General features: G+C 48.6%; 21 protein-coding genes and 1 tRNA gene. 4 read left to right on the plus strand and 18 right to left on the minus strand.

Features of this window, described 5'->3' with window-relative positions:
- Window positions 1-2: 2 nt before the first annotated feature.
- On the plus strand, window positions 3-2,084 hold the full coding sequence (locus KOI40_RS06065; protein ID WP_216096546.1) for a bifunctional diguanylate cyclase/phosphodiesterase: 2,082 nt from the start codon (window positions 3-5) through the stop codon (window positions 2,082-2,084).
- Between the two features lie 188 nt (window positions 2,085-2,272).
- Complete coding sequence (locus tag KOI40_RS06070; RefSeq protein ID WP_216096547.1) at window positions 2,273-3,457, plus strand: DUF3089 domain-containing protein; 1,185 nt, start codon at window positions 2,273-2,275, stop codon at window positions 3,455-3,457.
- A gap of 18 nt (window positions 3,458-3,475) precedes the next feature.
- On the opposite strand, the gene KOI40_RS06075 is transcribed toward KOI40_RS06070, so the two are convergent.
- The 15 genes from KOI40_RS06075 to KOI40_RS06145 form a co-directional block, all read right to left on the minus strand.
- Window positions 3,476-4,375 (minus strand): BamA/TamA family outer membrane protein, encoded by a 900-nt coding sequence (locus KOI40_RS06075; RefSeq protein WP_216096548.1) that lies wholly within the window; start codon window positions 4,373-4,375, stop codon window positions 3,476-3,478.
- Between the two features lie 174 nt (window positions 4,376-4,549).
- Window positions 4,550-5,149, minus strand: coding sequence for a class GN sortase (locus KOI40_RS06080; RefSeq protein ID WP_216096549.1), 600 nt, complete (start codon window positions 5,147-5,149; stop codon window positions 4,550-4,552).
- Window positions 5,146-7,455 (minus strand): marine proteobacterial sortase target protein, encoded by a 2,310-nt coding sequence (locus KOI40_RS06085; protein WP_216096550.1) that lies wholly within the window; start codon window positions 7,453-7,455, stop codon window positions 5,146-5,148. The genes KOI40_RS06080 and KOI40_RS06085 overlap by 4 nt, the downstream gene beginning before the upstream one ends.
- Window positions 7,456-7,596: 141 nt before the next feature.
- Complete coding sequence (locus KOI40_RS06090; RefSeq protein ID WP_233710022.1) at window positions 7,597-8,034, minus strand: DUF2784 domain-containing protein; 438 nt, start codon at window positions 8,032-8,034, stop codon at window positions 7,597-7,599.
- Window positions 8,035-8,364: 330 nt separating this feature from the next.
- Window positions 8,365-8,982: a TetR/AcrR family transcriptional regulator gene (locus KOI40_RS06095; RefSeq protein WP_216096551.1), complete on the minus strand. Its 618-nt coding sequence runs from the start codon at window positions 8,980-8,982 to the stop codon at window positions 8,365-8,367.
- Window positions 8,983-9,145: 163 nt separating this feature from the next.
- Window positions 9,146-11,149, minus strand: a complete 2,004-nt coding sequence (locus tag KOI40_RS06100) for an amidohydrolase (protein WP_216096552.1) — start codon at window positions 11,147-11,149, stop codon at window positions 9,146-9,148.
- Between the two features lie 4 nt (window positions 11,150-11,153).
- Window positions 11,154-13,463 (minus strand): TonB-dependent receptor, encoded by a 2,310-nt coding sequence (locus KOI40_RS06105; protein ID WP_216096553.1) that lies wholly within the window; start codon window positions 13,461-13,463, stop codon window positions 11,154-11,156.
- Between the two features lie 749 nt (window positions 13,464-14,212).
- Window positions 14,213-14,473: a VIT domain-containing protein gene (locus KOI40_RS06110; protein WP_216096554.1), complete on the minus strand. Its 261-nt coding sequence runs from the start codon at window positions 14,471-14,473 to the stop codon at window positions 14,213-14,215.
- Window positions 14,474-15,136: 663 nt separating this feature from the next.
- Window positions 15,137-15,550, minus strand: coding sequence for a hypothetical protein (locus KOI40_RS06115; RefSeq protein ID WP_216096555.1), 414 nt, complete (start codon window positions 15,548-15,550; stop codon window positions 15,137-15,139).
- Window positions 15,551-15,755: 205 nt separating this feature from the next.
- A complete protein-coding gene (locus KOI40_RS06120; protein WP_216096556.1) occupies window positions 15,756-16,931 on the minus strand; it encodes a site-specific integrase in 1,176 nt (391 codons plus the stop codon).
- A gap of 107 nt (window positions 16,932-17,038) precedes the next feature.
- Window positions 17,039-17,305, minus strand: coding sequence for a single-stranded DNA-binding protein (locus tag KOI40_RS06125; RefSeq protein WP_216096557.1), 267 nt, complete (start codon window positions 17,303-17,305; stop codon window positions 17,039-17,041).
- 45 nt (window positions 17,306-17,350) lie between these two features.
- Window positions 17,351-18,709 carry a VapE domain-containing protein gene (locus KOI40_RS06130; protein WP_216096558.1) on the minus strand — a complete coding sequence of 453 codons (1,359 nt, stop codon included), beginning with the start codon at window positions 18,707-18,709 and terminating at the stop codon, window positions 17,351-17,353.
- 422 nt (window positions 18,710-19,131) lie between these two features.
- Window positions 19,132-19,362: a hypothetical protein gene (locus tag KOI40_RS06135; RefSeq protein ID WP_216096559.1), complete on the minus strand. Its 231-nt coding sequence runs from the start codon at window positions 19,360-19,362 to the stop codon at window positions 19,132-19,134.
- A gap of 302 nt (window positions 19,363-19,664) precedes the next feature.
- The gene (locus KOI40_RS06140; protein WP_216096560.1) at window positions 19,665-20,381 is read right to left on the minus strand and encodes a recombinase family protein; all 717 of its coding nucleotides are present in this window, start codon (window positions 20,379-20,381) and stop codon (window positions 19,665-19,667) included.
- 275 nt (window positions 20,382-20,656) lie between these two features.
- On the minus strand, window positions 20,657-21,184 hold the full coding sequence (locus tag KOI40_RS06145; RefSeq protein ID WP_216096561.1) for a hypothetical protein: 528 nt from the start codon (window positions 21,182-21,184) through the stop codon (window positions 20,657-20,659).
- Window positions 21,185-21,758: 574 nt separating this feature from the next.
- Between KOI40_RS06145 and KOI40_RS06150 the strand changes: the two genes are divergently transcribed.
- Together KOI40_RS06150 and KOI40_RS06155 are read left to right on the plus strand one after the other, a co-directional pair.
- Complete coding sequence (locus KOI40_RS06150; protein WP_216096562.1) at window positions 21,759-22,232, plus strand: hypothetical protein; 474 nt, start codon at window positions 21,759-21,761, stop codon at window positions 22,230-22,232.
- Between the two features lie 10 nt (window positions 22,233-22,242).
- On the plus strand, window positions 22,243-23,166 hold the full coding sequence (locus KOI40_RS06155) for a TerB family tellurite resistance protein (RefSeq protein WP_216096563.1): 924 nt from the start codon (window positions 22,243-22,245) through the stop codon (window positions 23,164-23,166).
- 434 nt (window positions 23,167-23,600) lie between these two features.
- On the opposite strand, the gene KOI40_RS06160 is transcribed toward KOI40_RS06155, so the two are convergent.
- The 3 genes from KOI40_RS06160 to KOI40_RS06170 form a co-directional block, all read right to left on the minus strand.
- Window positions 23,601-23,789, minus strand: a complete 189-nt coding sequence (locus KOI40_RS06160) for a hypothetical protein (protein ID WP_216096564.1) — start codon at window positions 23,787-23,789, stop codon at window positions 23,601-23,603.
- Window positions 23,790-23,798: 9 nt separating this feature from the next.
- On the minus strand, window positions 23,799-25,115 hold the full coding sequence (locus tag KOI40_RS06165) for a hypothetical protein (protein WP_216096565.1): 1,317 nt from the start codon (window positions 25,113-25,115) through the stop codon (window positions 23,799-23,801).
- A 63-nt stretch (window positions 25,116-25,178) separates the two neighbouring features.
- A tRNA-Ile gene (locus KOI40_RS06170) sits at window positions 25,179-25,255 on the minus strand.
- Window positions 25,256-25,340: the final 85 nt, after the last annotated feature.

A 25,340-nucleotide genomic window follows, 5' to 3' on the forward strand; every position in this document is an offset into this window, starting at 1 on the left:
GAGTGAAAACAATTAAAAGCGGCATAGGCTATAGCGGTAAGTCTATCGGAAACACCATTCAGAAAGTGCTGCTGGTGACGACTACCTGTGCGCTGTTGTTGGCGACCATTACTTTTTCCCTCAATGATTGGTTTTCTTCGCGAGATCAAGTGTTTGAGCAGTTGCAGGCCGCTGCCGAAATTGTTGGTCACAACAGTGTTGCTGCTTTGGTGTTTGATGATTCTGAAACCGCAGGTCAAACGTTAAAAAGCTTTTCCAGTCAGCCGAATATTGTTGGTGCCGTGCTGTATAAACCCAGCGGGAAGCCTTTTGCCAGTTACGAAACTATGCCTGGTGTCTTGCCTGACTCAGTTCCTGTGAAAAAACAGGGAACCCTTGGTGACTACTGGTTTACCCAGCTCGAGGTGGATTTTGATGGTCAGCAGGTAGGCAGAATTCTGGTTTTGTCCGATGACAGTTTCTGGCTTCGAGAGCAGCTGCTGCAACTGTTATTGGCCTGTGCGGTTTTTATCGTTTCAATGTTGCTGGCTTATATCATTGCTCACCATTTGCAGAAAAAAGTGACCATGCCTATTGTCCGCCTGGCGGGTACCACTCGAAATGTTACTGAAAGCCGGGATTACAGTTTGCGAGCCGAGCGAATTTCCAGTGATGAAGTTGGCACCCTGGTAGATCACTTCAACGATATGCTGGAGCAGATTCAAAGCCGTGATAATGATCTGCGTCTGATCCAGGGGCTTTTGGAAGAGCGTGTTGATGAACGTACTCGTGAGCTGGCTGAGCTTGCGAAAAAATTTGAGCATCAGGCCTACCATGATGCCCTGACCGGGCTGGCCAATCGCATCACCTTTGATAATCGTCTGCAGGACGCCATTACTCACGCTCGCCGTCACGACAGGCATGTATCGGTTCTGTTTTTGGATTTGGATCGATTTAAGGTGGTTAATGATACGTTAGGCCATGGGGTTGGTGATCTTTTGTTGGTTGAGGTTTCTCAGCGACTGAAGACGTGTTTGCGCGGTGACGATACGCTGGCCCGTTTGGGTGGCGACGAATTTGCCATCCTGCTGACGGATTTGACGCCGGGTGCGACCGGAGATGTAGCCAATAAAATCATTCAGGAAATCAGTGCGCCAATGGTGTTGAAGGGGCATAACCTGACATTGACTACCAGTATCGGCATCAGCGTCTTCCCGGGAGATGGCGACAGCGCTTCGGAAATTCTCAAGAACGCCGACACCGCCATGTATCGCTCGAAAGACAAAGGACGTAATCGATTAACCTTCTTTGCTCCGGACATGAATAAAAAAATGGAGCGGCGACTGATCCTGGAAAATAAACTGCGACAGGCCATTGAAGCCGAGGCGTTTTATCTGCTTTATCAGCCCAAAGTCGATGTTAAAACACAGATGATCGTTGGAGTGGAGGCTCTGATTCGTTGGGATGACGATGAGTTGGGGTCGGTATCGCCAGCAGAGTTTATTCCTTTGGCTGAAGAATGTGGTCTGATCGACAGGATCGATCAGTGGGTTATGATCAAGGCTTGCGAGCAGCTGCTGAAACTGTTCACGCAGGAGGGGCTCAAGGTTCAGCTGTCGGTAAACTTTTCCCCGCAACATTTCTTTCGCCGATCGGCACCCGAGGAAGTGGCTGTTGTGCTGAATAAGACTGGTTTCCCGGGAGAGTATTTGGAACTTGAAATAACGGAAAACCTGGTGGGTCCATCGATGGACAGTTTGCTGGAACAGCTTCAGGGGATTCGGGCGCTGGGAGTCGAAATCTCTATCGATGACTTTGGCACCGCTTACTCGTCGCTGAGCCGATTAAAACAATTTCCGCTTAATACTCTGAAGATTGACCGCAGCTTTGTGGATGATCTGGGGCGTGATGCTGATGATGAAACGCTCGTCAAAACCATTATCACAATGGCTCACAATCTGAATCTGAAAGTCGTGGCTGAAGGTATTGAGACAGATGCACAATACAATTTTGTGAAAGAGCACGGTTGCGATCTGGTTCAGGGTTTTCGCTTTGGTAAACCTATGTCAGTAGATGCTCTGGCTCAAGCACTGAGAAAACAGTAGCCCTTCTCCTCGTCACGTCAGAATTATTTGTTAGATCAGATAATACAAAATCGCTTAAATGTCCTGAGAGCCTCTATCCCGCAACGGGTTAATGGAGATAATCATTCAGATGTGATTTTTCTATACAAGAATCTTAAGGGCGGCTCCTTCCCGACACCTGTTCAGTCAAAAGTGACAAGGAATGAATGATGCAAAATATCCGTTTAGTCCAGATGTTGACTCTATTCAGTTTGTTGTTTTCCGGCGCAGTGTATTCTGCTGATCTGTCAGTAGATGCAGCTGATGGATCGAAACCGGCGAACTATGCAAACGAGGACAGTTGGTTATGTCTGCCGGGTAGGGTGGGTGATGCCTGTGATGTGGATTTGTCAGCAACGATCGTACAGGCGGACGGGAAAACCCGTCTAGAGCACTTTGTTGCTGCTAATGATCCCGCTTTTGATTGCTTCTATGTCTATCCTACGGTGTCGATGGATCAGTCTGAAAACAGCGATATGCTCGCCAATGATGAAGAGCGCCGAGTGATTGAAAGCCAGTTTGCCCGTTTTAAGTCGGTCTGCAAAACCTATGCACCCATGTATCGCCAGGTGACATTGAAGGCGTTAAGGTCACGTATTGAAAAAGGACTGACTTCGGCCGGAAATGGTCAATTGGCTTATCGGGATGTAGAGGCGGCGTTTGATTATTATCTGAAGCATTTTAATCAGGGGCGGCCTTTTGTTTTGGTTGGGCACAGTCAGGGATCTCGAATGTTGACGATTCTGCTTCAGCAGCGTTTTGATCGTAATCCTGAGCTTAAAAAGCAATTGATTTCGGCCTTGTTGATTGGGGCTCCGGTTCAGATGGATATTGATGGGGACAAAGGCAGCAGTTTTGCTTCTATCCCACCCTGCAGTGCAGCTGAGCAATCGGGATGTGTCGTTGCCTATGCCAGCTTTCGCAGCGATGCTCCGCCACCGGAGAACTCCCTTTTTGGCAAGCCAAACCAACAGGGCGTGCCCGCGTTGTGTGTCAATCCCGCTGCTCCTGGCAGCGACCGGAAGGTTGTTCTGGACGCGTATCTGGGGGCTGGTGGTGCAGGGCAGGCGTCCCTTCCTCCTGAGCCCTGGGCGAAGGGCGTTGAGATTGATACTCCCTTTGTAAACGTGCCTGGACTTCTGTCTGCTGCTTGTCAGAAAGATGAACATGGCAGTTATCTTGCGGTTCAGGTGAATGGCAATCCGAACGACTCCCGAGTTGATGACATTGTGGGTGATGTGGTTGTTGCTGGTCAGCGTCGTCAGGAGTGGGGATTACATTTGATAGATGTCAGTATTGCTCAGGGTGATCTGATTGGATTGGTGCAAAAACAGGCTGAAGCCTGGGCGCGCTGAACGGAACAAAGGCAGGTGTTAAAATGCCTGCCCCAGCTTGATGTAAAATGCTGAGTTGTCATCTTCACCCACGGCATACTCGGCTTTTATCACCAGCCCCGCTTTGGGCTTGAGTAGATAGGTGATTCCGGCTCCACCTGAGGGGTATAAGTGCTCGCCTGTATCGCACTCGCTGAATGAATCATAAAGACAGCCTAAGCCGGCAAACACGGTTGCTCCCCAGCGTTCATGAATCTTCCAGCGCGCTTCCATATCCAGATGTGTGTAATTTTCATCGAGGTAGTTTCCGCGGGTATAGCCTCGCAGTTGCAGAGAAGAATAGCCGGATTCGGGAGCATCGTAAGTCCATCGTCCTTTGGCCTGCAGTGCAAAAACATGCCCCTCACCAAAGGGGAAATAGTATCGATAATCCCCCTGAATGACATCAAAGGACTCGTCACCACCCAATGATTCCCGGTAGGCAATATTACTCAGAATAAAGTACTGTCCTTTTGTGGCATTGCGTACATCATCACGGTCATCAAACTCCAGTGCGAGGCCAATGCCGTTGGAGTCGAAACCGGTCAGTCCGATCTGCTCCATTAATCCATCCGCAATGCCTTCTGCGCCAATGGCGTAGTTCGATGAGACAGCCTGAAATCCGAGGTACCAATTGGGAGCAAAAAGTCGGGAATAGCGGGCAAATATCCCCTTCAGGTTGTCTTCGGTTTTTACTGGCAGTCCGGTTCCCAGGTAATCATCGTAATCGTTGTTAATCCTCCCTCCCGCAATACCGGCTTTGAGCTTATTGCGGTTGGCGTCCCAATATAGACTGGAGAATATTCCACCCGTATATGAGTCGGTGTTGCTGTAGTTGGCGAATGCGCCAATCATGGAGAAGTTGGATTGCGGATCCAATCTACTTAGGTGTCCAGTCATTAGCCCGCCTTTAAAGCCGAGCTTGGGGTCATTGCTGACAGTGGGAATAAGAACCCAGGGCGATTCCTGGGCAGTGATCATCGGGGACGTTAACAGAAAGCTCAATGTGGTAAGTGTTAAGGACACTTTATTCATGGTGTTCTCAAAATAATGAATGATTATTCCCAGTCTAGCTCATCTTGAAGAATTGTTAAGTCGGTGAAGACTCACCTGATAGCGCAGAGGGCCGCCGGCATTGAAACTGTCAAAAGGATAGCAGGTGATCAGCTGCAGGGCATTCCTGTCGGATTCCAGCCGGAGAGGGCCTTGCCGTATATCCTGAATCTGTATTTGATGAATTTCATAGGTGTGCCATTGGCCTCGCTGGTCTTGCAGTTGGAGTTGGTTGCCGATCTGAAGCTTTTCCAGAAACGCGAAATGGGTGTCGCGATGGCCTCCAATAACGCTATTGCCCGGCGTGCCAGGCAGTGGGGTGCCAGCCAGATGTCCGGGGCCGAAAGCCAGGCTGTTGCCAGCCGCACCTTCCAGGATATAAAGGTCTTCAGTGGTGTCATCGCTCTGATATTTCAGCCTGGCTACAGGCCAGGTATCAGCCCATGGCCAGGGACGAACAAGGTCTTGTTGCACAAGGGTTTGCTGCCAGGCGTCGGCGATCAACCATTGCGCCAGCACCGCTTTGCCGTAGAGGTAACCGGTATGACCATACAAGCTCCCCGCTGCCATCAGCAGCAGGGTGGCGATGACCTTAAAACAGACTTGTTTGTTCAGCGTCATAAGCAGGGCTCGAGGGTTGAAGACGGCTGCGGTTTGCGGGCGAGCATTAGTAACAACAGCGCCATCAACAAACACACAGAAGCCATCAATAAGATGCCGTTTAACCCCAGTGCCGTCTGAGGATAGCTGTGAGCGCTTGTGCGTTGAATGTGTGTGTTCAGGGTCTTGGTTTTAGCTTGTGCACTCAGGGAATGGCGGGAGGGTTTTTGGCCTTTTGCCAACAGGTTTGGAACCTCTTGCTGTTTCAGTGTTCCGTTTTCAGGGCGCGCGATGATCTGGTCTACTGCAACAAAACTGGTGTAAGGGCTCATCAGCTGATGGGCGAGTGCTACCTTTAAAACCTGTGGTTTGATATCGGCTTCCGAAATGCCTGCGTGTTTTTGATCCAGTAAATCGGATATTTTGTCCCGCGCCCACAGGCTGGCAATGCCTTTAGCAGAGCGTTTGTCGGTATGACTCTGTTTCGTGGGCAGGGTTATTGATTGTGACCATTGATGGCTGATCATCTTGCCAGAAAGTTTCACTTCACCTTGCAGGCCGTTTGGAGTGTCTGTGTCAGCTTTGGCTTTCAGTAATAAAGGCTGCCCGCGATACAGGTCGGGGTGCTTGCGTGGGTATGCTTCCACAGAAAGCCCTTCAGGCCACTCAATGTGAATGTCCCGTAAAACCGGTGATTCAAGTTGCTCGAACAGGGTAGACATCTTTTCAGACACTTCACGCAGGTCACCGATATGGGTAAAGGTTCCCCGGCCAAATTGAGCGCTTTTGCGCATAAAGTAACTGTTTGGCGCAGAGCCAATGCCCACCATAAACAGGCGGGCGTGATCCAATCGGGTTTCAATCAAGTGGAATAACGCACTTTCATTGCCGACGCTGCCGTCGGTAATGAAAACAATCTGCTTTAAATAAGTTTCGTCTGTAGTTTGTGACAGAACCGCGTTTAACGGTGCGTACATCTCAGTGCCACCGCCGGCCTCCAGGTTCTGGACGAAGGCTTGTGCTTTGCGAATATTGTCTGCTGTGGCAGGTTCAGAGGTTGGGCTGAAGTGTTGAAACGATGTATTGAATTCCACAATATTAAAGCGATCCTGGGACGACAGCGTCGATAGCGCCAGTTGCAAGCTGGCTTTGGCTTGCTCTATGGAGGTGCCCCCCATGGAGCCGGAGGTGTCGATAATAAACTGGACTTCTCTGGCGAGCTGCTCAGGGGCATGCAGAGGGCCGGACTTGCTGTGGTGCGGTGTCTGAGGCGGCAACAGCATTAATAACAGGTAGTCGCTGTTCCCACCTTCGTCTGATATGACCTGCTCAGTGAACAATGCTGCCTGAGGTGTTTTCTGCTGTACGGATTGCCAAGCAAGCACAAAGTCTCGATCCATAGGCGCCTGACCCGCGCTCAGCGAAATTTGATGTTCAGTACCATTTTTTTGAATAACGATGTCGTGGTAAGGGCTGTCAATACGAGCGAGCGGCAGTCCTGCATTCAGATCGATCTCAATGCTGACAGGATTGCGAATGGCGCCCTCGTCGGTGGTCTTCGATGTGGTCATGGGCGGGGTGATCTTGTCGGCATCCGGAACCTGATCTGTGGGTTTTGCCCAGCCCCATCCCTGAGTGTCGAGGCTCAAGGTCGTTTCTTCCGGTGCGCCGTCAGTGGGGGTGGACACAACACCGGGAATATACCGTGGGGTGATGGTCAGCGGTAAACGCAGTGAGAAGCGACCGTGATTGAAATCAACAGTTTGCCGGTAGCTTAAGGTGACTTCAATTTTTTCATGGGGGGCAATGTTGGCAACGGTTTGAGAAAATACATTCGGGCGCTGTTGTTCAACCAGGCTGGCGCGTTTACCCGACTGCTTTGCCTGTTGGTACATCCTTTTTGCGGCCTGCTTTTCTTTGATTTCACCCTTGATCAGCCGATCTCCTATACGCATCGTCATGCCATTTACCGCCGCGGTTTCTGGCAGTGGGAACACATAGCGACCTTCTACCCAGGTGTCGCTGGTGTTGTGGAAGGTTTGCACATAGGTGGTGGTGGCGATCATGCCTGTAATGGTCAGCTGGACTCGGGTACTGAGCAGAGGCGCGCCCAACACTTCTCCCCCGTCACCGCGGAACTCCATCTGCCCACTGTTGGTTTGTTCCGTAGTTGTGGATTCAATGGGTGTCAGGTTGGCGCTGGCCGGCTGAAAACCGGCCAGGCAGAACACACACCACAGTGCGCTTATCCAAATCGGTAAACGAGATCGTTGAAGGGGGTAAGAATCCTTCATCAATTGGGTATGGGGGCCAGCTCTGCCAGACATGGTGCAACTCCTGTTTTGTGTTTACCGTCTATTAAATCGTCGAAGAAGGGCAGGAAGCTGGAGGTTCCGGACATTGCGGCGATCAATTGTGACGAATTATGGCGCCGTCCATGTGAAGGGAACTGTTCAGTCTGGATAACTTCATTTTCGGGAGTTTAGTGGACGGGGAGGCACCCAAATCCAGCTGGCCAGAACCAGACCGGCAAACAGGGTGTAGCCGGCGATAAACACCCATTCGGGCAACTGATAGTAGAGGATCTGGCTCAGCCAATGGGAGATAAAGCTGCCGGAATACACGGCATCTCCGGCCTGTTCGCGCAGGGCCATCTCCCAGGTGGTGAGCGGGCAGATGGCCCCGAACCAGGCCTGAACAACCACAACTCCGATTGCAATCAAATGCGCCCAGCGAAACCAGGGGTTGCGCACCCAGGGCCATTTCCGGGGTTTACCAGCCAGAATCAAAATCAACCCAACAACCACGAACGCGACAAACAGGGTGTGAACGACAAGGAGGGCATCTGCCGCTATCAGGAGCAGTTTGGAAGCTTGGGATGAGGTGAGCATCGAGGTATCGGCCATGATGTAAATACTCGCTCTTGTGGCGGCATAAAGGCAAGGAATACAAAATGGGATGTCGGGCTCTGTAAGTAGCCTAAAAGCATAAAAATAGAGTTGAGTCGGATGCTCTAATGTTCAGGTACCCATAAGTTGGCCAGTGATTGGTACCATAGTTTGGCCGAAAGTCTGAAGATGACCCATGGCCGACGGTCAGAAATACCCTCTCTATCTGTGTAGGATGTTCTTTAATCAGAATGAGTAGCCATTGACTAACAGGTTTTAGCTAAGACTCTATTTTCTTAGAGCTATTTAATTGTTTTCAAATTAAAACACTGACAAGCAAAAGGAAAGTTACTTGGGCTTTGCCGAGTAAGTTTCTAGTAGTTGCGTCATCATAAAAATAATATCAGTCAGTGATTTTGCACCTCGACGAGGCCCTTGATTGAGGCTCAGGATCAGACCGTAGTGGCCTTGTGTCAGCAAAATTTCACTGAGTCGGTGGCGTTCGCTGTCTGAGTTACCGATAGAAAGTCGTTTTAGAATCAAGGCTTGCCGACGGATCATATATTCGTCGTGTTTTGCTTCTATCTCCCGCAATTTCGGGCTTTCTAGAATCGATTGCAGAAGCAGGCTCAGCTTGCTATGAGAGCGGTAGACGGCTGCAATGCGGGAAAGAAAGGCGGTCATAAACGCGCTGTTTGTCATTTCTTCAAGCGGCCAGCTTTCGATTTCTTTGAATACTGCCTTGCTTTCACCCAGCCATTCCTGTGCCAGACTCTCTAGCAAAGCTTGTTTGTTGGGGTAATAACGGTAGATGGATCCAATAGAGATATTGAGGTGTTTGCTGACCGCAGCAGTACTGAACTTGTCGATACCTTCGGCTTCCAGAACATGAATGCTGGCTTCACGAATTTTTTGCTTGAGCTCTCGTGCTCTGGCTTGCTGAGGGGTTGAACGCTCTTTTGTCATGAATTACCCGTGTCGGGAAGGTCATTGAGTGAGAGCGGAATTTAATCAATAACGTTGACGAGTGCAACCGCAAGTTTGGCGTGACTCTCAGGTTGTTAGAAACCTGAGAGTCTTGTGGATTTAAAGGAGATCTAAAGTCTTAGGGGTTTGGGATTGGCTGGATTTAGTGTTGATAGACCTGTTTTCCGTCAAACCAAGTTTCCAGAACCTGCGTCTCAGATATCTTATCTGCTTTGCCACTGTTTGCCAGCTCGATAATATTTTGATCCAGGATTATTAAATCCGCTTTTTTACCTACTTCCAGGGAGCCCGTGATACGGTCCTGATGCATGAGTCTGGCGCCGTTGATAGTGTAGGCCGCAATAGCTTCATCAATGCTCAGGTTTTCGTCCGGGTTGAATGATCCTTCGCCGGCATCACGGGTGATGGCGCGTTCCATATTAAGGAACGGTCGAGGGTCGTCGGTTTCCACCGGCGCGTCAGAACCTGCGACCACGGTGCCTCCGGCGTTAATCAGGGACTTAGCCGGATAAAACTGCTGATAATAATAGCTATTGGGGTTGTACATATCCGCTTCAGACTCCACTTTCTCAATAAATGGGATCACCGAGCGATCGTAGGCCTTGTTCTTAATCGCCCAGGCAAACGTAAAGACAACCGGAACATCCAGGTCGGCCAGTCGCGCAATGTCGTAGTCAGAAGCTTGCTGCACGTGTGCGAGACTGAACATGTTGTGATGATCGGTACGGTCAGTGTCTTTGACGGATGCAATGGCATCCAGTGCACTGCGCACAGCGCGATCACCAATAGCGTGGAAGTGTACGGAAAAATTGTCAGCATCTGCCAATTGAGTAAATTCTTGAGTGATTTTGTTTGGGTTAAACAGTTCACCCCGATTAAATTCACACTGGCTGGCGGAATAGTGATGCGTTTTCGAAAAGCTTTCCAGTTCGTTTGTGTTGTGGCTATCGAGTAACTTCCGGCCTTGTTTGCAATCTTCCGACAAGGGCTCTACATAACCTGTCAGAGTGACTTCCTGTTGAGCTGGATTGAGTGCGTATAAGGGATGATGAAAATGCCGAAGCTGCGCCGCGTTGGGTGGCGTGGGAGGATTTTCCAGTGGATTGCCTTCCAGAACACCGTCGACCATGAATTTCAATGTGTCTGACTTTACGTTATCGACTGAGGCGTATTTATCACGGGTAGTCCGGGCATCTTGCATCAAGGTATCCAGATCATAGCTGCCATCGCTTTTACGGTATTCCTTGGGCGCCAACAGTTGCGCAAGAGTAATGCGCAGTGATAGATCACCTTGCTGAATCAGGGAGTCGTAGAGCTTCTGATTGCCTGGCGTAATGGCGGCGTCCTGAATGGAGGTGATCCCCAGGCTGTTAAGGCGCTTGGGAATCTGTTCGCTGTGCTGGCTGATCAGATCAATGTCAGCGGTCAATATGGACGGGGCTTCCAGTACCTCGTAAACGTGTTCATTGATCGCTCCGTTGGGCTCGCCCTGTTTATCGACACCGACAAAGCTGGCTAAGTCGGAGAAATCTGACCGTAACGTCGCTGCGTTCAAGCCGATTGTCTTTCCGGCTGCGTTTTTGGCTCGGGACAATCCCAGGCTGTTGGTGGCATTATGGTGTCCGTCGTTACCCAACATGATGACGGGATTGTCAGGTGCGGCGGCATCCAGTGCCTGTCGAATCGACGTAAACTCCCCCTTGGGGTGATTGTTCTCTCCAAAGCTCCACTGGTGCACGACCAGCCAATTTCCTTTGGGAAGCTGGAAGCGTTGCTGGCAATCCTTGACGACCTCATAGAGTTGCTGGAGATCAACCGGGCGATTATTCAGGCTACAACTGTCATAGCTTACAATACCAACGGCATGAATGTGCGCGTCATGTAGACCAGGCAACATCAGCTTATTTTGTAAATCAACAACCTTCGTGTCTTTTCCTATCCATGATTTGGTCGCAGTGTTATTACCCAGTGAGACGATCTGGCTGTCTTTGACAGCCAGGGACTCGACAATATTTCTATCGGTGTCTGCGGTATAAATCTTGCCGTTGATAAAAACGGTGTCAGCCACGGATTGCGCCAGAACTGCACTGGCAGATAAGGACAGGGCAAGGGCCGATAGCGTAGATAAATAGTGTGTCAATTTCACGGTGTTACTCCCAGTTGTAATTGACTTCGACTTGCCAGCTTCGCGGAAGTCCTGGCATCTCGGAGAAGCTGCCGAGGTCATTGCCGGTGGCAATGGTCGGATATTTTTCGTTCAACAGGTTTTTCCCGGCCAGAGCAATTTCCCACTGATTGTCGAAAGAGAAAAGGGAAAGGCGTGCATTTAACAGCTCGTAACCGGATTGTCCGTAGGCTGCATAATGCAGGTCGGTGCCGAAGGATTCTCTGGGCGTGATGTCATCTCGCCAGCTGTAATTCAGTTGCACGGCTGCTGTCAGCGTGTTGGACAGATCTCTCTCATAGCGGGCTTGTAGGGTTGTACTCCACTCCGGTGCAAAGGAGCGCTGACGGCCTTCCAATTCACTGGCGACTCCGTTGGGATCAAGCGCCAAAGTATCGGAATCGGTCACCTCGGCGTTTAGCCAGGCCACGCCTGCTTGCAGGCTCAGGCCTTCAATAGCCTGCGGATACCAGATGATGTCCAGTTCAGCACCGGTGTGTTCTGCATCACCAAGATTGCCCAGTTTGGTGAGCGAGGTGTTGGTAATGGAGCTGTTGATCTGAGTGAAGCCCTGAATGTCTCGGTAGTCGTAATAGTACACTGCACCATTGACGCGCAATGAATTCTCCAGCCAGTCAGTTTTGAAGCCGATTTCGTAGGCCCAGATGGTTTCTTCCTTATAAGGCTCCAGTTCCTCCGGACTAAACGCAAAACCACCGTAAAAACCACCGGATTTAAAGCCTTTGGTGATTTTGGCATAGAGCATGGTGTTGTTGGTGGGCATCCAGTCCACGCCGATGTGGCCGGACCAGTTGGCTTTAAGGGTGTAGTCTTTGTTGACATTATTCAGGTAGTAGAACTGAACGAGATCATCGTAGTGAAAAGCGTCGTTCAACTGCTTGTCTTCGTCGGTATAACGCAGGGAACTGTGAAGTACCCACTGATTATTGATTTCATAATCCATCTGCGCGTAAGCAGACCAGGACTGGGTGATTTGCTCGAATCCGCGAATGGATTTACCGGGAAAGATCAAATAGTTGTCTGACAGGTCCGCTATTTTGTGTTCTTTATCGCTGTCTTCTGAGTAGATCAACCCGGCTAGCCACGACAGCTTGCCAGTATCGTTTGACGCAAGTCGGAATTCCTGAGACCAGGACTTGAGTTCTACGTCGGAGTCTTCGTGAAGGAAGGTTAGAGGCTCGCCATCGTAATCGTAGACTTGTTTGTTGTCGTATTTCAGATAAGTGCTGATGGAGGTGAAAGTGGTGGTTCCCAGATCCCAATCGACTTTCAGATTGGCCAATTGCCAGGCGTTATCCAGTTGATTGATCGGGTTGGTTAATACACCGGAGCCGTCCGAACTTTGCTGGCTGGCCAGCAACCCACTATCACCGGGAGTGAGTACCCAGTTGTTGGTCAGATTGGATAGGGTCACACATCGATTGGCGTCCACCTTGCCTGCCAGTGCCGGCCCGCAAAAATCACCGGTTTGCCCATCGTACATGGCTTTGGCGACTGCCAGAGGTGTTTCCGAACGATCCTTGCCTCCTTCCACTTTAAACAGCACATCGACAGATTCGGTGGGTGCCCACAGCAGCTGGCCGCGAACGGAGGTGAAATCGCGATCGCCATATTCGTCATCGCCCGGAGTGGTCAGGCTGTCTTGCCAGCCGCCGCCTTGATCGCTCATTGCCGCCAATCGAAACGCAGTGGTTTCCGTCAATGCGCCGCCAATGGCTCCTTCAGCAGTGGTGCGTCCCCAGCGGCCGTAGGATAGAGAGATGGTTCCCCCCAGATCACTGTCGAGTTCAGGTTTTTTGGAGATGACTTTCACGGCACCGCCGCTGGTGTTGCGGCCATAGAGACCGCCTTGAGGGCCTTTAAGAACTTCAATCCGTTCCATATCAAACATGCCTATACCACCCAGAATGTTGGAGGCGAGGTACTGCTCGTCATAGTAAATCGCGGCGGTTGGGGTGTTGTTGGCGTTGAAGTCAGAAAGGCCGACACCGCGAATGACCCAGGTAGGTTGTCCGGCACCGCGGTCATCAAACAGTTCGGCTCCGGCAATGTGCTCGGTCATGGATTGCAGGTTGGCTGCGTCCAGAGATTTCAGTTGATCCTCGTTGAAGGCCGACATGGCAATCGGTACATCTTGCATATTTTGGCCACGCTTTTGGGCGGTGACGACGATTTCCTCAATAGTAGGTGAAGCGGCATAAGCAGTGACTGTTCCGTAGAGCGTGCAACTTAATGCGACAGACAATAAGGATTTTGGCAGGCCAGTGGTGTACATAAAGTGATCCCCAAGATCAGGTTAATGGAATTATTCTCTCTCTGAAACCGTATATATATTCGGTTTAGGCTACTGCCATAATAGTTATTTAGTCAAATATATTATTTCAAAATATCTTAAGTCATTGATATATAATACATTTTAATATTTATTATGTGAGGTTTTTGTCACTTTTTGCTGTGTTTTTGAAAGGTTTTTTGATTAAAATAATTAGTCAGATAAGGGCGGGGGCTAAGGGGTTCCTATCCTCGCTCAGCCAGAAATTCAATAACCATGCGAGGGTAAGCAAAGAGCGTCATAGAATGACTGGTCAGAGCAGATGCGTTGTCAAAACTGCTGATGGGTATCAGAGAAGGGTTTGGTGTTATCGTTAATATGTTCCAGACCGCGCGCTCCCTGTTTGAGAGCGATGTAAGGATGCGTCAGTTCCGACGACCAGAAACCTGCGACTGGTCAGTGTGTGTCCCATTTACTGATGGCTGCTGACTATCATCAAAACTTTTGCTGTTCCGAAAGCTGCTTCAGTATATTTGTTTTGTATAAAACCTTTTCGATCAGGATCTCAGGTTCTGTTTGTACTATGTGTCTTCAGTAACAGAGTTGCTGAGCGTATCCTTGGCCAGGTCCGTCGTAACGGGAAAGCGAATGGCTGTATTGATCGGGCAATATGGATGCCGGTTTTTCCATACCCAGATCAATGAGGATCTGTACCGGGTAATGGGGATTTGCGAGATGAGCACGGCCAATTATCACCAGATGCCATTGACCTTCTGCTTTGCCTGTTGGTACATCCTTTTTGTGGCCTGCTTTTCTTTGATTTCACCCTTGATCAGCCGACCTCCTATACGCATGGTCATGCCATTTACTGCCGCGGTTTCTGGCAGTGGGAATACATAGCGACCTTCTACCCAGGTGTCGCTGGTGTTGTGGAAGGTTTGCACATAGGTGGTGGTGGCGATTATGCCTGTAATGGTCAGCTGGACTCGGGTACTGAGCAGAGGCGCGCTCAATACTTCTCCCCCGTCACCGCGGAACTCCATCTGCCGCTATCAGGAGCAGTTTGGTGAGCATCGAGGTATCGGCCATGATGTAAATACTCGCTCTTGTGGCGGCATAAAGGCAAGGAATACAAAATGGGGTGCCGGGCTCTGTAAGTAGCCTATAAGCATAAAGATAGAGTTGAGTCGGATACTCTAACCCGCAAAGGGGTTGGGAAATAGTGTACCCGAGGGCATAAAGGCCCTGACAGACTTGAACTGTCGACCTGCCCGGGGTTTATTAAGAGTAGAGTCGGATGCTCTAACGCTTTAGCTGGGGAAATGGTGGGCCCTGACAGACTTGAACTGTCGACCTGCCGATTATGAGTCCAGCGCAGTAGGCAAAGCCTGCCCGATAACTCCATGATAAATATGGGGTTTTAAGATCTGTGCACTGGAGACCGGCAAGCGCCGAACCATGGCCGAACCTTGGAGGTGGGCAACGACGAACTGAAGCCACATCAGTCTATAGAGACTATGCACATCCGCTCGCCGAGCCCCGAACTGCTTCCGAACCTCCGGGTAAAAATCCCTTCTTCCAGACTGCTTACCTGTAGTGAACGTGCAGCTTTGAGTGATAGTGCTGGGACAGTCGAGAGGCCTCAGAAGCGGAAAATAGAGTGCTCTTTAATTTAATCAGAGGACTTTATTGTCTCCTGCTTTTTTTAACGCTGAGGTAAGGGCATCAGATGCTATATTAAAATCGTCACAATCCTTGCCCGATATATAGAAAACTTCCTCACCTGTTTTATTGTCTGAGAAGATGATTTCATAGGCGATTTCAGAAAACTCGTTGAGGCAAACAAGCTGGACGCGATGGGCATTTATTTGTAGTTGATATCTTGCGTCAGTTGAGAGGAAAGGCACTACTTCCCAACCGTTTTGTTTTAAAGTTTTGCGGACTGCTCCAGTAATACCTTTATGACCAGCTGGTACATTGACTGTTTTTTCAGATGTATCAATTCTGGAGTAAATTTCTGTTTCTTGACTGGCGCAACCGGTAATTGTCATTAAGATCAGGGCAAAGCCAATAGAAATCAATTTCTGCATTTGGGCGTCCTATGCTGTCTACGAATGTGTGGCACGTAGAATAACCTTGAACTTGGTTTGGTGCAAAATACCAGAAAGCTTGAGTTGGAAAAAAAATAACCCCGTCCTCCGGACCACACCCTCGACGTGAGAGTGCGGCCCGGAGAGTTGGGGGTAGTGCGGTGAGGCGGTTGAGAGGGCGCCAGAGCGGCCCGCTAGGAGCAAATCACCCCTCAGCTACCCAGCTGTACTGGGCGGCCGCTTCCGCAGCCTCCTGGAGCACACTGGAGGAGAGGTGGGCGTACCGCTGAGTCACCGTCGGATCTGAGTGGCCCAGGATCTGCTGAACCTCATACAGGGAGCGTCCACTGTTGACCAGCATTGAAGCGAATTGATGGCGGAGGTCATGCAGTCGTAGTTCAGGGAGCCCTGCCATTGCCCGGATACGGTGCCAAGGTTTGTTGACGTTGGTGTATCGCTTCCCAGTACGTTTGTTGACGAACAAGTGGGTGTGGTCGGGATTTAGCTTCTTCAGCTCGTCCAAAACCTTCAGAGCCGTTTGGTTTAATGGCTTAGAAGTGACTTTTTTGGATTTTGCGTTGGTAGCCGGTATCCGCCACACTTTGTTACCGATGTCGATATCCTGCCAAGTTGCTTTGAGTGCCTCGTTTAGGCGGGCTCCAGTCCACAGCAGAAATTCGATCAACAGCGCCACTACTTGGTTTTCATCGCCCTTCAGAACATTCAGAAGCCTCTGTTGTTCTTCCGGAGTCATATAACGCTCCTTTTTATTGTCTACTCTCAGCAGCGGGATCTTATCTGCAGGGTTCTTCTCCAACATTTCCCACTTCACGGCAAGATTTAGTGCTGATCGCAAAAGCTTTAAATGATGGTCACAGCTGGCCGGTGACAGACCCTCACTTTGTAGTGAAGTATGGAACTCCTGCAGTTGTAAGCGCCTCAGCTGGTCCAGGCGGTACCTACCTAATGCAGGCAGGATCCGAAGGCGAAACATGCTTTCGTCATTACGCCATGACCGCTTCCGGCTCTTGATGTAGGGAAGATGATGCTCATGTGCAAATTCAGAAAGCGTGGGAATCTGCCTTCTGCTTTTACGCTCTTCGCTGGGGTCTGCACCAAGTCGGATTTTGGCTTTGAAATCCTTTGCTTGTTTCCGTGCATCACTTAGTGAAACTTCAGTGGTCTTGCCCAAGGATACATAACGGGTTCTGGCTGTGTTGTCTTTATACCGTAATCGGTAAGAGCCACGTCCAGGTGAGCTGCTACGGACTTCAACCATTAGGCCGGGAAGGGATTCGTCGCAAAACTCGATTTTGGTTTTCCCTTCCGGGCAATAGAGTGATTTTTTGATGAAACTAGAAGTGAGGTTTACTGTTGGCATAGGATGGTCCTCCTGTGTGGCCAGGTGATTGAAAAGTGGCGTTACCGCCGGATGTTTGGTGGTAGGGGTGGGGGCGCATCCCTGATTTTTTTCAGGGATGCAAGTTTTCAGTTGCTGCTAATTAAGCTGCAGTTACGGTATTTATATAGCTTGGCATTGGCGGAATTTTTGCCGCAGTAAATTATCGGAATTTTTCCTTGATGAACGTGTTTGCTGAAGAAGATTCCAAATCTCTTTCGAAGACCTGGAGGTAGATAGCCCCAGACGTCAGCTGGAGCAACATCTTTTATGGTGCATGGGGCTTTTGTTCTGCAGGCCTTAAAATTGAGTACGGTGATGTTCATTAAATCCCGCATAAACTCATCGGTATCCATATTAACTCCAGTGGTTGCTGTTATGATTGGCCTTAAAAGATGTTGTTAAAGCGCAGGAGCGACTATGGGGACTGCCCACTTCACTGTGCCGTTGATCTTTTTCGGTTCTCCGAGAAGGTCGCGCAGGATGCCTCCGCACTCTCGACACTGTGGGTTTGATGGTCGAAGATAGCCCATCATCTGAAGCACCTGTGTTGCAGAAAGCTTGCGCCGGTCTGACTCCGGGATGCTCAGGTCCAGTTGTTCCATTAATTGTTCCCGCAAAGAACTGACGCTCATGTGTCGACGGTTGTATTCCGTGAGTAATTTTTCTTCGTCTTTAGTCAGCCACCACTGATCTCCTGATTTGAGTTTTTCGTGGATCTGTGCGAATAACTGCTGCATATCAATGCCATGCTGATATGAAATGGCGGAGACATCAATGGTTCCAAAGCGCGAGTTTCCAGTATCATCGATCAGATAATTTGCATCATTAACCGATGCGGCAAAAATAGTCCGGCGGGGGTACTCTGCGTTGGATCGTGCGTATGGTAAACGCAACTTGTCAGTAGGATTGGTGATGAACGCTTTAAACAAGGCTGAACTAGCTTTGAGTGTACTGTCCAGCTCCCCAAGCTCAACTAACCAATGTTGAAGAGATGTGATGATTGTGTCCTTGTTACGCAGGTCTAAGTGATGGCCGAGGAGTATGGCAGAGCTGCCAACCTGATCAGCCGGTGCTAATGATTGTATCCAGGAGGTTTTTCCAATTGATTGAGGTCCACGTAGAACGAGTACCAGTCGTGAACTGAAACCATTGATTTCAAATGCTGCGGCGACTGCACTGGCAAGAAAGCGATAAACTATAATGTCGCGGAGTTCTACCGGGTAATCATCGCTTACGGTCAAGGTTTCGAACAGTTCAGGAAGACGGTTTTTCCCGTCCCATGGTTTTTTTTGTATCCACTCAGCGACAGGGTTGACCCTGTGTTGATCGGCAATTACAGCAACAAATTCAAGCAGCCCTTTGGTTGGCATGCCGCATAGTCCTGCTAAGCTGGTGAGGGTGGTTATCGCAATTTGGTGATAATTTTCTGGTGAAGCTTTTAATCCTGGAATAAGGATTTGAATTCTTTTCCCAATGACATCATAGAAAACTTCGATTTCATATCCTTTCAAAAGGTGAAGCACATTGGCAATGGTAGGTAAAAGAACAATGTCGCCTGACTTGAGTAGCTTCTGGTCCGGGAAGTTGTTAGGAGCCAGCGGGATACACAGGTTTGGCTTCGTTTCTTTGATGGAAGTTGGGTGGTGGGATGCATCTTCATCAGGAACTGTTTTTTCTGGTGTTTCGACGTTTTTAAGCTTCTGAATTGCTGAAGATGGTGTTGGGGGAGCAATCTTTTTCAGTGTTGAATTTTTCATACATGACTTGTCTCTCAAGCCATGGTTCGTGTTCTCATCTTTAAGCACAATTACCTCAAAATTTATGGTTTAGGTGAGTGGTGCGCGCACTACAAGAGTGAATTTAATGATGCGGGATTGCATTGTAAAGCAGAGGTAACATGCTGTTTTTAAAGGATATTTTTTTTCTCTTTCTGAGGGGTGTTTTCAAGTAAAGGAAATGATTTCGATAAGGTTTTTAATACCTTTGACCTGTTAGAATTTTTGTTTACTAATGAGCGGTGCTTTTAGTAAGTGAGTCCGAAAAGTTTCCTTGTGGAAGTGATCTTGAGCTTTAGAAATCGAATAAAATACACATGGTAAAGAAATGTAAAGAGGATGTGAGTGTAAGGTGACGTGACTAGAAACAGGGCACCCCTGATAGGTGCCCCGGGAGGTAATGCTTACAAATCCCTGATGCCCAACTCCAGCCGTTTTTGATGCAGAAATGCCAGCAGGTATTCCTCCAGTATCCCTTCATCAAAATCCTCAAACTCAGAGTCCAGTATCTGGATTGCGAATAACTCGTACTGCTCGTACTTTTCTGTCGGTGTTGCAGGGGGGGATTGCCCTTGAAGATCAATTACAGCTTTCTCCAGGCGAGCGCCTACCTCCGCCAAGTTGCGGTTTGTCATAATCATTTCCTTGCGATAAGTCTTACTTGAAATCGGTGCTTGTAGTAACAGAGGGAAAGCACACAGTTGAGTGGACTAAAGTGAAAAAGTCAGTTAACGCCTACGACGGTTTGATAAACGCTTTTGTACGTAATATTTGAGGTCTTTACCTTTGAGTTTAAGAAAGACCAGTAACGCAAAAAGCAATATGGCGGGGGTGGGATACAGGAAAATAATCCAAGCTCCTGCAAGGATCAGAAACGTGTATTCCACTCCAGTTAACAGGATGATTACGAAAATGCCGATAAGAATAAGGAAAGCCATTATTTATCCCCTTTATCCATTATCGAATTCCTGCTTCGTCTTAGCCGGCTGACTATCGGAAGTGAGAATTTTGCACCTCTGGCAGTACGTAATCCCCGTTCATTAAGTGCATCAGCTAAAGCCTGACATGTGGAAAGACCCTCCGAATGTTCCAGATGATCAATCACTTTTAGGATTTTTGATTGCCATGCTTGTTGCTTCAGTACTCTTTGTTCATTGGCAGCCTCTGTATCCCGGTTGCGTTGCACAGCCAGTAAGGGGTTGCCTAGGGTGGCGCCTCGCTCTTTTGCCATCCTGAGAGCCTGTGTGGTCCGAATAGAGATCATGCGGGCTTCGTGTTCGGCCATTGCGGCCAAGATGTGGATGGTGAGCTGATCAATCTCAGGAAGGTCACACAGCTTGAAGCGGATGCCCCGTTTCTGAAGGCTGGTGATGAAGTGAAGGTCCCGGGACAGACGATCCAGCTTGGCCACCAGCAGAGTGGCATTGGCCAGTTCGGCATAATCAGCAGCTTTGGTGAATTCTGGTCGGTCACTGCGTTTACCGCTTTCGACCTCAATGAACTCAGCCAGTATTTCCCCGCCAAAGGTGGCAAGGTATTCCTGAGCGGCTACTTTTTGTGCTTCCAGACCCAGGCCGGACTGTCCCTGCTTCTGGGTTGAGACGCGAAGGTAAGCGACGTAACGGCTTCCTCGGGTTTGATGGGAGTGGTTCATAAGGTTTTCTCCATGAGTATGGCCCGTTGAGCGGTTGCGGAATATGTTGCAGGTGCACCCCCTCCACCCCCTTGCCATTTCCCGATCCATAGCCGACAGCCCCCGAACGCCACACGGCATAGGGCCAGCAGCAAGCGGGAGCGACAGATGGGACTGAAAAGGGTTGGAGGTGGGGGAGGGGTAGCAACCGGCGAAACTTTGCATTTCGCTAAACGGACGTTTTGGGTAATGTGAAGTTAGAGATTGCTCGGTAAATGAACAGGGTGGATTGGGTGTTACTTCTTGCGGGGACTCTTAGCAGCAGCCGCTTTCACCTGAGCGATAAGAGCCTCACGTTTGGCTTCCACTTCTGCTGCATGCAGAGCCACTTCATCCTCTAAAGATGTGTTGTTCTGGATCAGCTTTCCGATGCCATCTGAGAAAGCCTTCATACCCCCGAATCGGTTGAGATAAGGTTTGGTATCCACGGCCACCAATATGCCTTCCTTACGCAGGGCCGCTGCCAGGAAGCCATGGTTATTGGCCCCACGGGATTGATAGAGGGGTTTCAGCACCAACGCAGGAAAAGGCTCTTTGCGGGGCTGTGCCTCAATCACGTCCGTGATGGCCTCTAGGGCTATCCATTCGTTGCTGAAGAAGCCACCACCAGAGTTGGCGATGATGCGTATGAAAGTTGTACCAGAAGAATCGCTGTAGCCGATGTTGTAGCTCAGTTTGGCATTGGTGGTGCGGGAGAGTTGGGGGCAGGTGCCCTTCTTTAGGATGCGAGGTGGTTTATCGATGGGTTGTTTCTTGTTCGCCATAATGGCCTCCGGGTATCTAATGAAAGTTTACGGAGACTGGGATCGTCTCCATATAAGATACTCGTTAGGGCGCAAGTTTTCTGATATTACTAGGGCAATAACCTCTAGCTTATGGTTCGGAGGTTGAAGATCCTGGTTTTACAAAGGTGCGGTGCCTCAAGGAATTCTTTCTGGTAGATTTATCTTTTGAGTTCTCAGGGGAAGAGTAAATATTCGTAAATATTATTGTGGGTATAATCATCGGTTTCATTGCCTTTATGGTGTATGAGGAACGGATTCAAATGCGTCCACAAAGTAGAAGCATAGTGCTTGTTTTTATGGCGCTAATCAGTATCTCGTTTCTTGGTGTTAATTTTCTTATCGGAGCCTTCTTTGGGGTAATAAATGCTGTATCGATAGTTATGGCTTATGTTATTTTCAAGATTTTAAAGGTAAAAGTAATCGCTCAGAAATGTCGTGAATAGGCTCCGTCTGAGAAACATTATGATGAATCGCTAAGGCTCGAGGGGGCTGTGTAGCAGGCTTTTTTGGTTGGCGATTTACTTCTAATATATAAATTTAGCAAGGATCAGCAATGAAAGTGCAAGCAGTAGACTCTAAGACAGGAAAGACAGTTGAGAAAGATTTGCCAAGTCTAAGTGCAAGCTTTATTGGGGCTATGACCGATCTTGAATTTTCCGATGAAAAGATCAAGCGGATTATTTCTCTGATGGATATATCTGCCGATGCCAAGTCTGTGCTTTATTCTGTTTCTGCGGTGACCATTAGGATTGGTCAGAATGTTGTTAAAATTGGCAGAAAGATTATAGATGGTATTGCGATGTTATTTGAAGAGTTCCCTAACGCAGCGTGGGGGGTGGTTTTGGGGGCAATCTTCGGCGCCTTAATTTCTTTGGTTCCGATGATAGGAGTGGCGCTTGGGGCGATAATAGCACCCATTTCTATGGCATACGGACTGGTTAAAGGGCTTGACGAGGACTTGGCAGATAAGAAGCTTACCAGAAAAATTAGAGAAATGAGCCAAGCATATGCACCCTTGGCGTCATAAGGATATTTAGATGGATAATTGTCAAGATTCTCGGTGGATGCAAGGGATTGAAGAGGTCGTGGCTGATCCGTTGCGATTTAAGCAAAAGCTCAAAATCGGCGAAGAAGTGTATCAATCCTTAAAACTCAAAAAATTTATGCTGGATTGCATGGATGGTGTAAATGGAGGGTTGACAGGGTTTGGGTTGGCGAGCACTCCTGTTGTGGCGGGTACTTTTTTTGCACCCAGTGGGATATTAGGAGCGATAGGGATTGGTGCTGCAGCCACCCCTGTTGGTTGGGCGATTGCTGCTGGTGTTGTCGGTGCAGGCCTTAGTACAGTGTTAGGTCGCACTGTATTTAGGTCTACGTCTTCACGTGTAGATGTTATTCCTCATTTTATTAACACTCCTTTGGATGCACTGGCTGTTGGCCTGTTTGATTTAAATTGTCTGCTGGCTGTCAAAGTAGGCATGATTGACGGTGATTTTGTTGAATCCGAAAAATCCTTAATCCATAACTATTTTGTAGATGAGTGGGGATATGACGAAGTTTTTGTTCGTCAAGCGATGGAGCAAATAGCTTTATGTGCTGAAGGGGAGACGATCAAAGATACAGCCGAAAAACTTGCATTTTTCAAAAAGGAAAACCCTGATTGCAATTACAAATTGATGACGTTGGAGATTATCAGGTTTCTCACTGAGCTAATGGAGACTGATGGGAAAATTGATGAGCGAGAGGAGATGGCCGTTGAGAGGGTACAACGGGTTTTCGAAGACGTGGGCTCAGTAACCTTCGCTAAGTTAGCCTCTCAGGGAGTTGATGCCGCAGCAGGTGCAGGTAAGAGAGGCGTCGGGATTCTTTCGAAGGGGGTTGATTCGGTAGGCTCATCAATTCGCTCGCTGGGGGCGACGTTGTCACAAAAAATCAAGGACGAACCACCAGAGAAAGGCTAGCACCGAAGAAGAATGAGTGGAGGAAAAAGGATTCCTCATGAACAAACTTTGCCAGGATCAGTCGCACAATGCAGGTGACAAAGATGGGGGGCGATTTCTATTGATGGTGGGCCCGATGGTTTTGAGCAAGCTGCTGTCGTTTGCGAGCTGAGAATCGCGGGTGGGGATCAGCATACAGCTGTCACTAGGGCAGGGGTGAGCGCGGCAGCGCTTTAAATCTTGCTAGAGCAGAACCAAAAAGTCTGTATCAGAGGTTCAGGCTGTATAGGTGGTTATGTTCTAGGGTTGGATGGGGGAGGAATGGATTATGTGTAAACTACTTAGTTTGGCTTTGCTGTTTTGAAACTGGGATATACATTGGTTCCCGCGGAAGAGGCAAGTGAACGCTTATAGCCAATCCCGCAAGCTTCAGTCTTGGCTATAATTTTTGGCTATTATGCCATGAGGAGTTCCTTCAAAGCCTTTTTGGCTCCGTCAGCAGTATTCGTACGGTCGATCTCTTTATTGGAGGGCCGAGTGTTAGTGCTGGTCATTTTGGGAAAGAACTCTTTTTCAAAGTTCATTACCTTGATTTTCGCTTTTGTCACTTGGGAGCCCTTTTTTGGTGCGGAATTGTTGTCCATAGCCGAATCTCACTTTGTACCATTGTAGTAATTCGCAAAGTAGTGTTGATTAAACTTTGGCTCGAAATAATGCTTTCGTTTGAACCATATGAAGCCATCACCCTTAGATAGTATAGCTACGTCTATGGGGCCACCAACAGATTCTAGAGAGTTAGACATCTTTCTCTTGAAGGCAGTTAAGTTTACAAGAGTTTCAGCCATTTCTGCTAGCTCATCTTTGGGCAAATATTCGAGCATCTCAAGAATCGGATCTAAAACTGTCGTTCGTTTTATGTTATCAAGACTAGTATTCAAGTCTTGCATGAAGTTATCGATATGCTCTTTGATTGCGCTTTTGATGGCATCTGTAGGTGCGTTGTCGCCGAAAATATCTTCGGGTAACCGTTCTGTGATTACGGAAGAAAGCCCGTTTTGGAGCATGTTAAATATGTTGTTAAATGAGGGGTCCATTCCAGTGAGGAAGGTTCTTACGACTTCATCTTGAGCAAAGGGGATGATGGATGGGGTAAACTCCTCGGCTTGAGTGGTGCTGGATCCTGGCAGGAACATGCTTCTTGGTTTCCCGTTGTACATGATCCCTACTTGATAAGCGGCTACTCGGGGGTATATTTCGTCACAGCCATATCCAGCGAAAACTATGCCACTTGATTGGTCAAAGTCTCTTTTGATGAGCGAAAGGGCGAGAACCTCATAAATCCTATCCTTGAGGTCTTCCCTGATTGACTGATGAAGATTTTCAAAGATGCCGAGGAGTTGTCCGTCAGCATGTTCTGAATACTCAACTATAAAATTTCTTTTATCTTCGTCGTTGAAGTTATCAAGATTCTCTAGGCTTTCCAGATGTGCTCTTTGAGCTTCCAGAATTTCTTCTAGGGTGGCAATAAATGTGCTTACGAAGTCTTCGTCGGTGATATTGTCTTCACAAGTCTCAAGCTTGTTGCGGACAGATTCAATGCATTCGTTCTGGATACTTAGTAACCGTGTTCTGATTTTTTCGAGGACATGTTTCTGTTCCTCTTGGACTGAGAATATGCCTCTATTATTTGTAGTGAAGCTCCAAAAATCTTCCGCATATTCAAGCAGCGTGCTGAAAGATCGGTCTTCCAGTTGTGCTCTATACTCTTTGATTAAGATTTCCCATGGAACACCTACAAAGCTTCCTCCACCATATACCATAAAGGCAACGGGGTGGTATTTTGATAGCATGAAAAGCTTATTGGCCGAATTGTATATTTTTCGGGTGTCTTGAGGTGAGCCGATGGAGACGGCACTGTCCGCCGCTAAAGCAATTCCGTTTTTATTCAGGATGGCGATCTCAGCCGTCATTATAAAAAGTCCATTTAAGTTTCACGTATATGTCCTCCTCCGAGTGAGGAGAGATCAGGAAAATGGTGGGCCCTGACAGACTTGAACTGTCGACCTGCCGATTATGAGTCGGATGCTCTAACCAACTGAGCTAAGGGCCCAAAACTGAAAAGTTTTGAATTTGGTACTGCTAAGTTGTTGTTTTAAATACAACAACGGGGCGCATTATAGTGCGCCCCGATGCGT

Origin of the sequence: Pseudomaricurvus albidus (assembly GCF_018863235.1) — a bacterium.
In the GTDB taxonomy this organism is placed as follows: domain Bacteria; phylum Pseudomonadota; class Gammaproteobacteria; order Pseudomonadales; family Cellvibrionaceae; genus Pseudomaricurvus; species Pseudomaricurvus albidus.

Coding starts and splice junctions, on each gene's coding strand:
- KOI40_RS06070 (WP_216096547.1), top strand. CDS start 2,273: ATGCAAAATATCCGTTTAGTCCAGATGTTGACTCTATTCAGTTTGTTG.
- KOI40_RS06075 (WP_216096548.1), bottom strand. CDS start 4,375: ATGACTGGACACCTAAGTAGATTGGATCCGCAATCCAACTTCTCCATG.
- KOI40_RS06080 (WP_216096549.1), bottom strand. CDS start 5,149: ATGACGCTGAACAAACAAGTCTGTTTTAAGGTCATCGCCACCCTGCTG.
- KOI40_RS06085 (WP_216096550.1), bottom strand. CDS start 7,455: ATGTCTGGCAGAGCTGGCCCCCATACCCAATTGATGAAGGATTCTTAC.
- KOI40_RS06090 (WP_233710022.1), bottom strand. CDS start 8,034: ATGGCCGATACCTCGATGCTCACCTCATCCCAAGCTTCCAAACTGCTC.
- KOI40_RS06095 (WP_216096551.1), bottom strand. CDS start 8,982: ATGACAAAAGAGCGTTCAACCCCTCAGCAAGCCAGAGCACGAGAGCTC.
- KOI40_RS06105 (WP_216096553.1), bottom strand. CDS start 13,463: ATGTACACCACTGGCCTGCCAAAATCCTTATTGTCTGTCGCATTAAGT.
- KOI40_RS06115 (WP_216096555.1), bottom strand. CDS start 15,550: ATGCAGAAATTGATTTCTATTGGCTTTGCCCTGATCTTAATGACAATT.
- KOI40_RS06120 (WP_216096556.1), bottom strand. CDS start 16,931: ATGCCAACAGTAAACCTCACTTCTAGTTTCATCAAAAAATCACTCTAT.
- KOI40_RS06125 (WP_216096557.1), bottom strand. CDS start 17,305: ATGGATACCGATGAGTTTATGCGGGATTTAATGAACATCACCGTACTC.
- KOI40_RS06130 (WP_216096558.1), bottom strand. CDS start 18,709: ATGAAAAATTCAACACTGAAAAAGATTGCTCCCCCAACACCATCTTCA.
- KOI40_RS06135 (WP_216096559.1), bottom strand. CDS start 19,362: ATGACAAACCGCAACTTGGCGGAGGTAGGCGCTCGCCTGGAGAAAGCT.
- KOI40_RS06140 (WP_216096560.1), bottom strand. CDS start 20,381: ATGAACCACTCCCATCAAACCCGAGGAAGCCGTTACGTCGCTTACCTT.
- KOI40_RS06145 (WP_216096561.1), bottom strand. CDS start 21,184: ATGGCGAACAAGAAACAACCCATCGATAAACCACCTCGCATCCTAAAG.
- KOI40_RS06150 (WP_216096562.1), top strand. CDS start 21,759: ATGAAAGTGCAAGCAGTAGACTCTAAGACAGGAAAGACAGTTGAGAAA.
- KOI40_RS06155 (WP_216096563.1), top strand. CDS start 22,243: ATGGATAATTGTCAAGATTCTCGGTGGATGCAAGGGATTGAAGAGGTC.
- KOI40_RS06160 (WP_216096564.1), bottom strand. CDS start 23,789: ATGGACAACAATTCCGCACCAAAAAAGGGCTCCCAAGTGACAAAAGCG.
- KOI40_RS06165 (WP_216096565.1), bottom strand. CDS start 25,115: ATGACGGCTGAGATCGCCATCCTGAATAAAAACGGAATTGCTTTAGCG.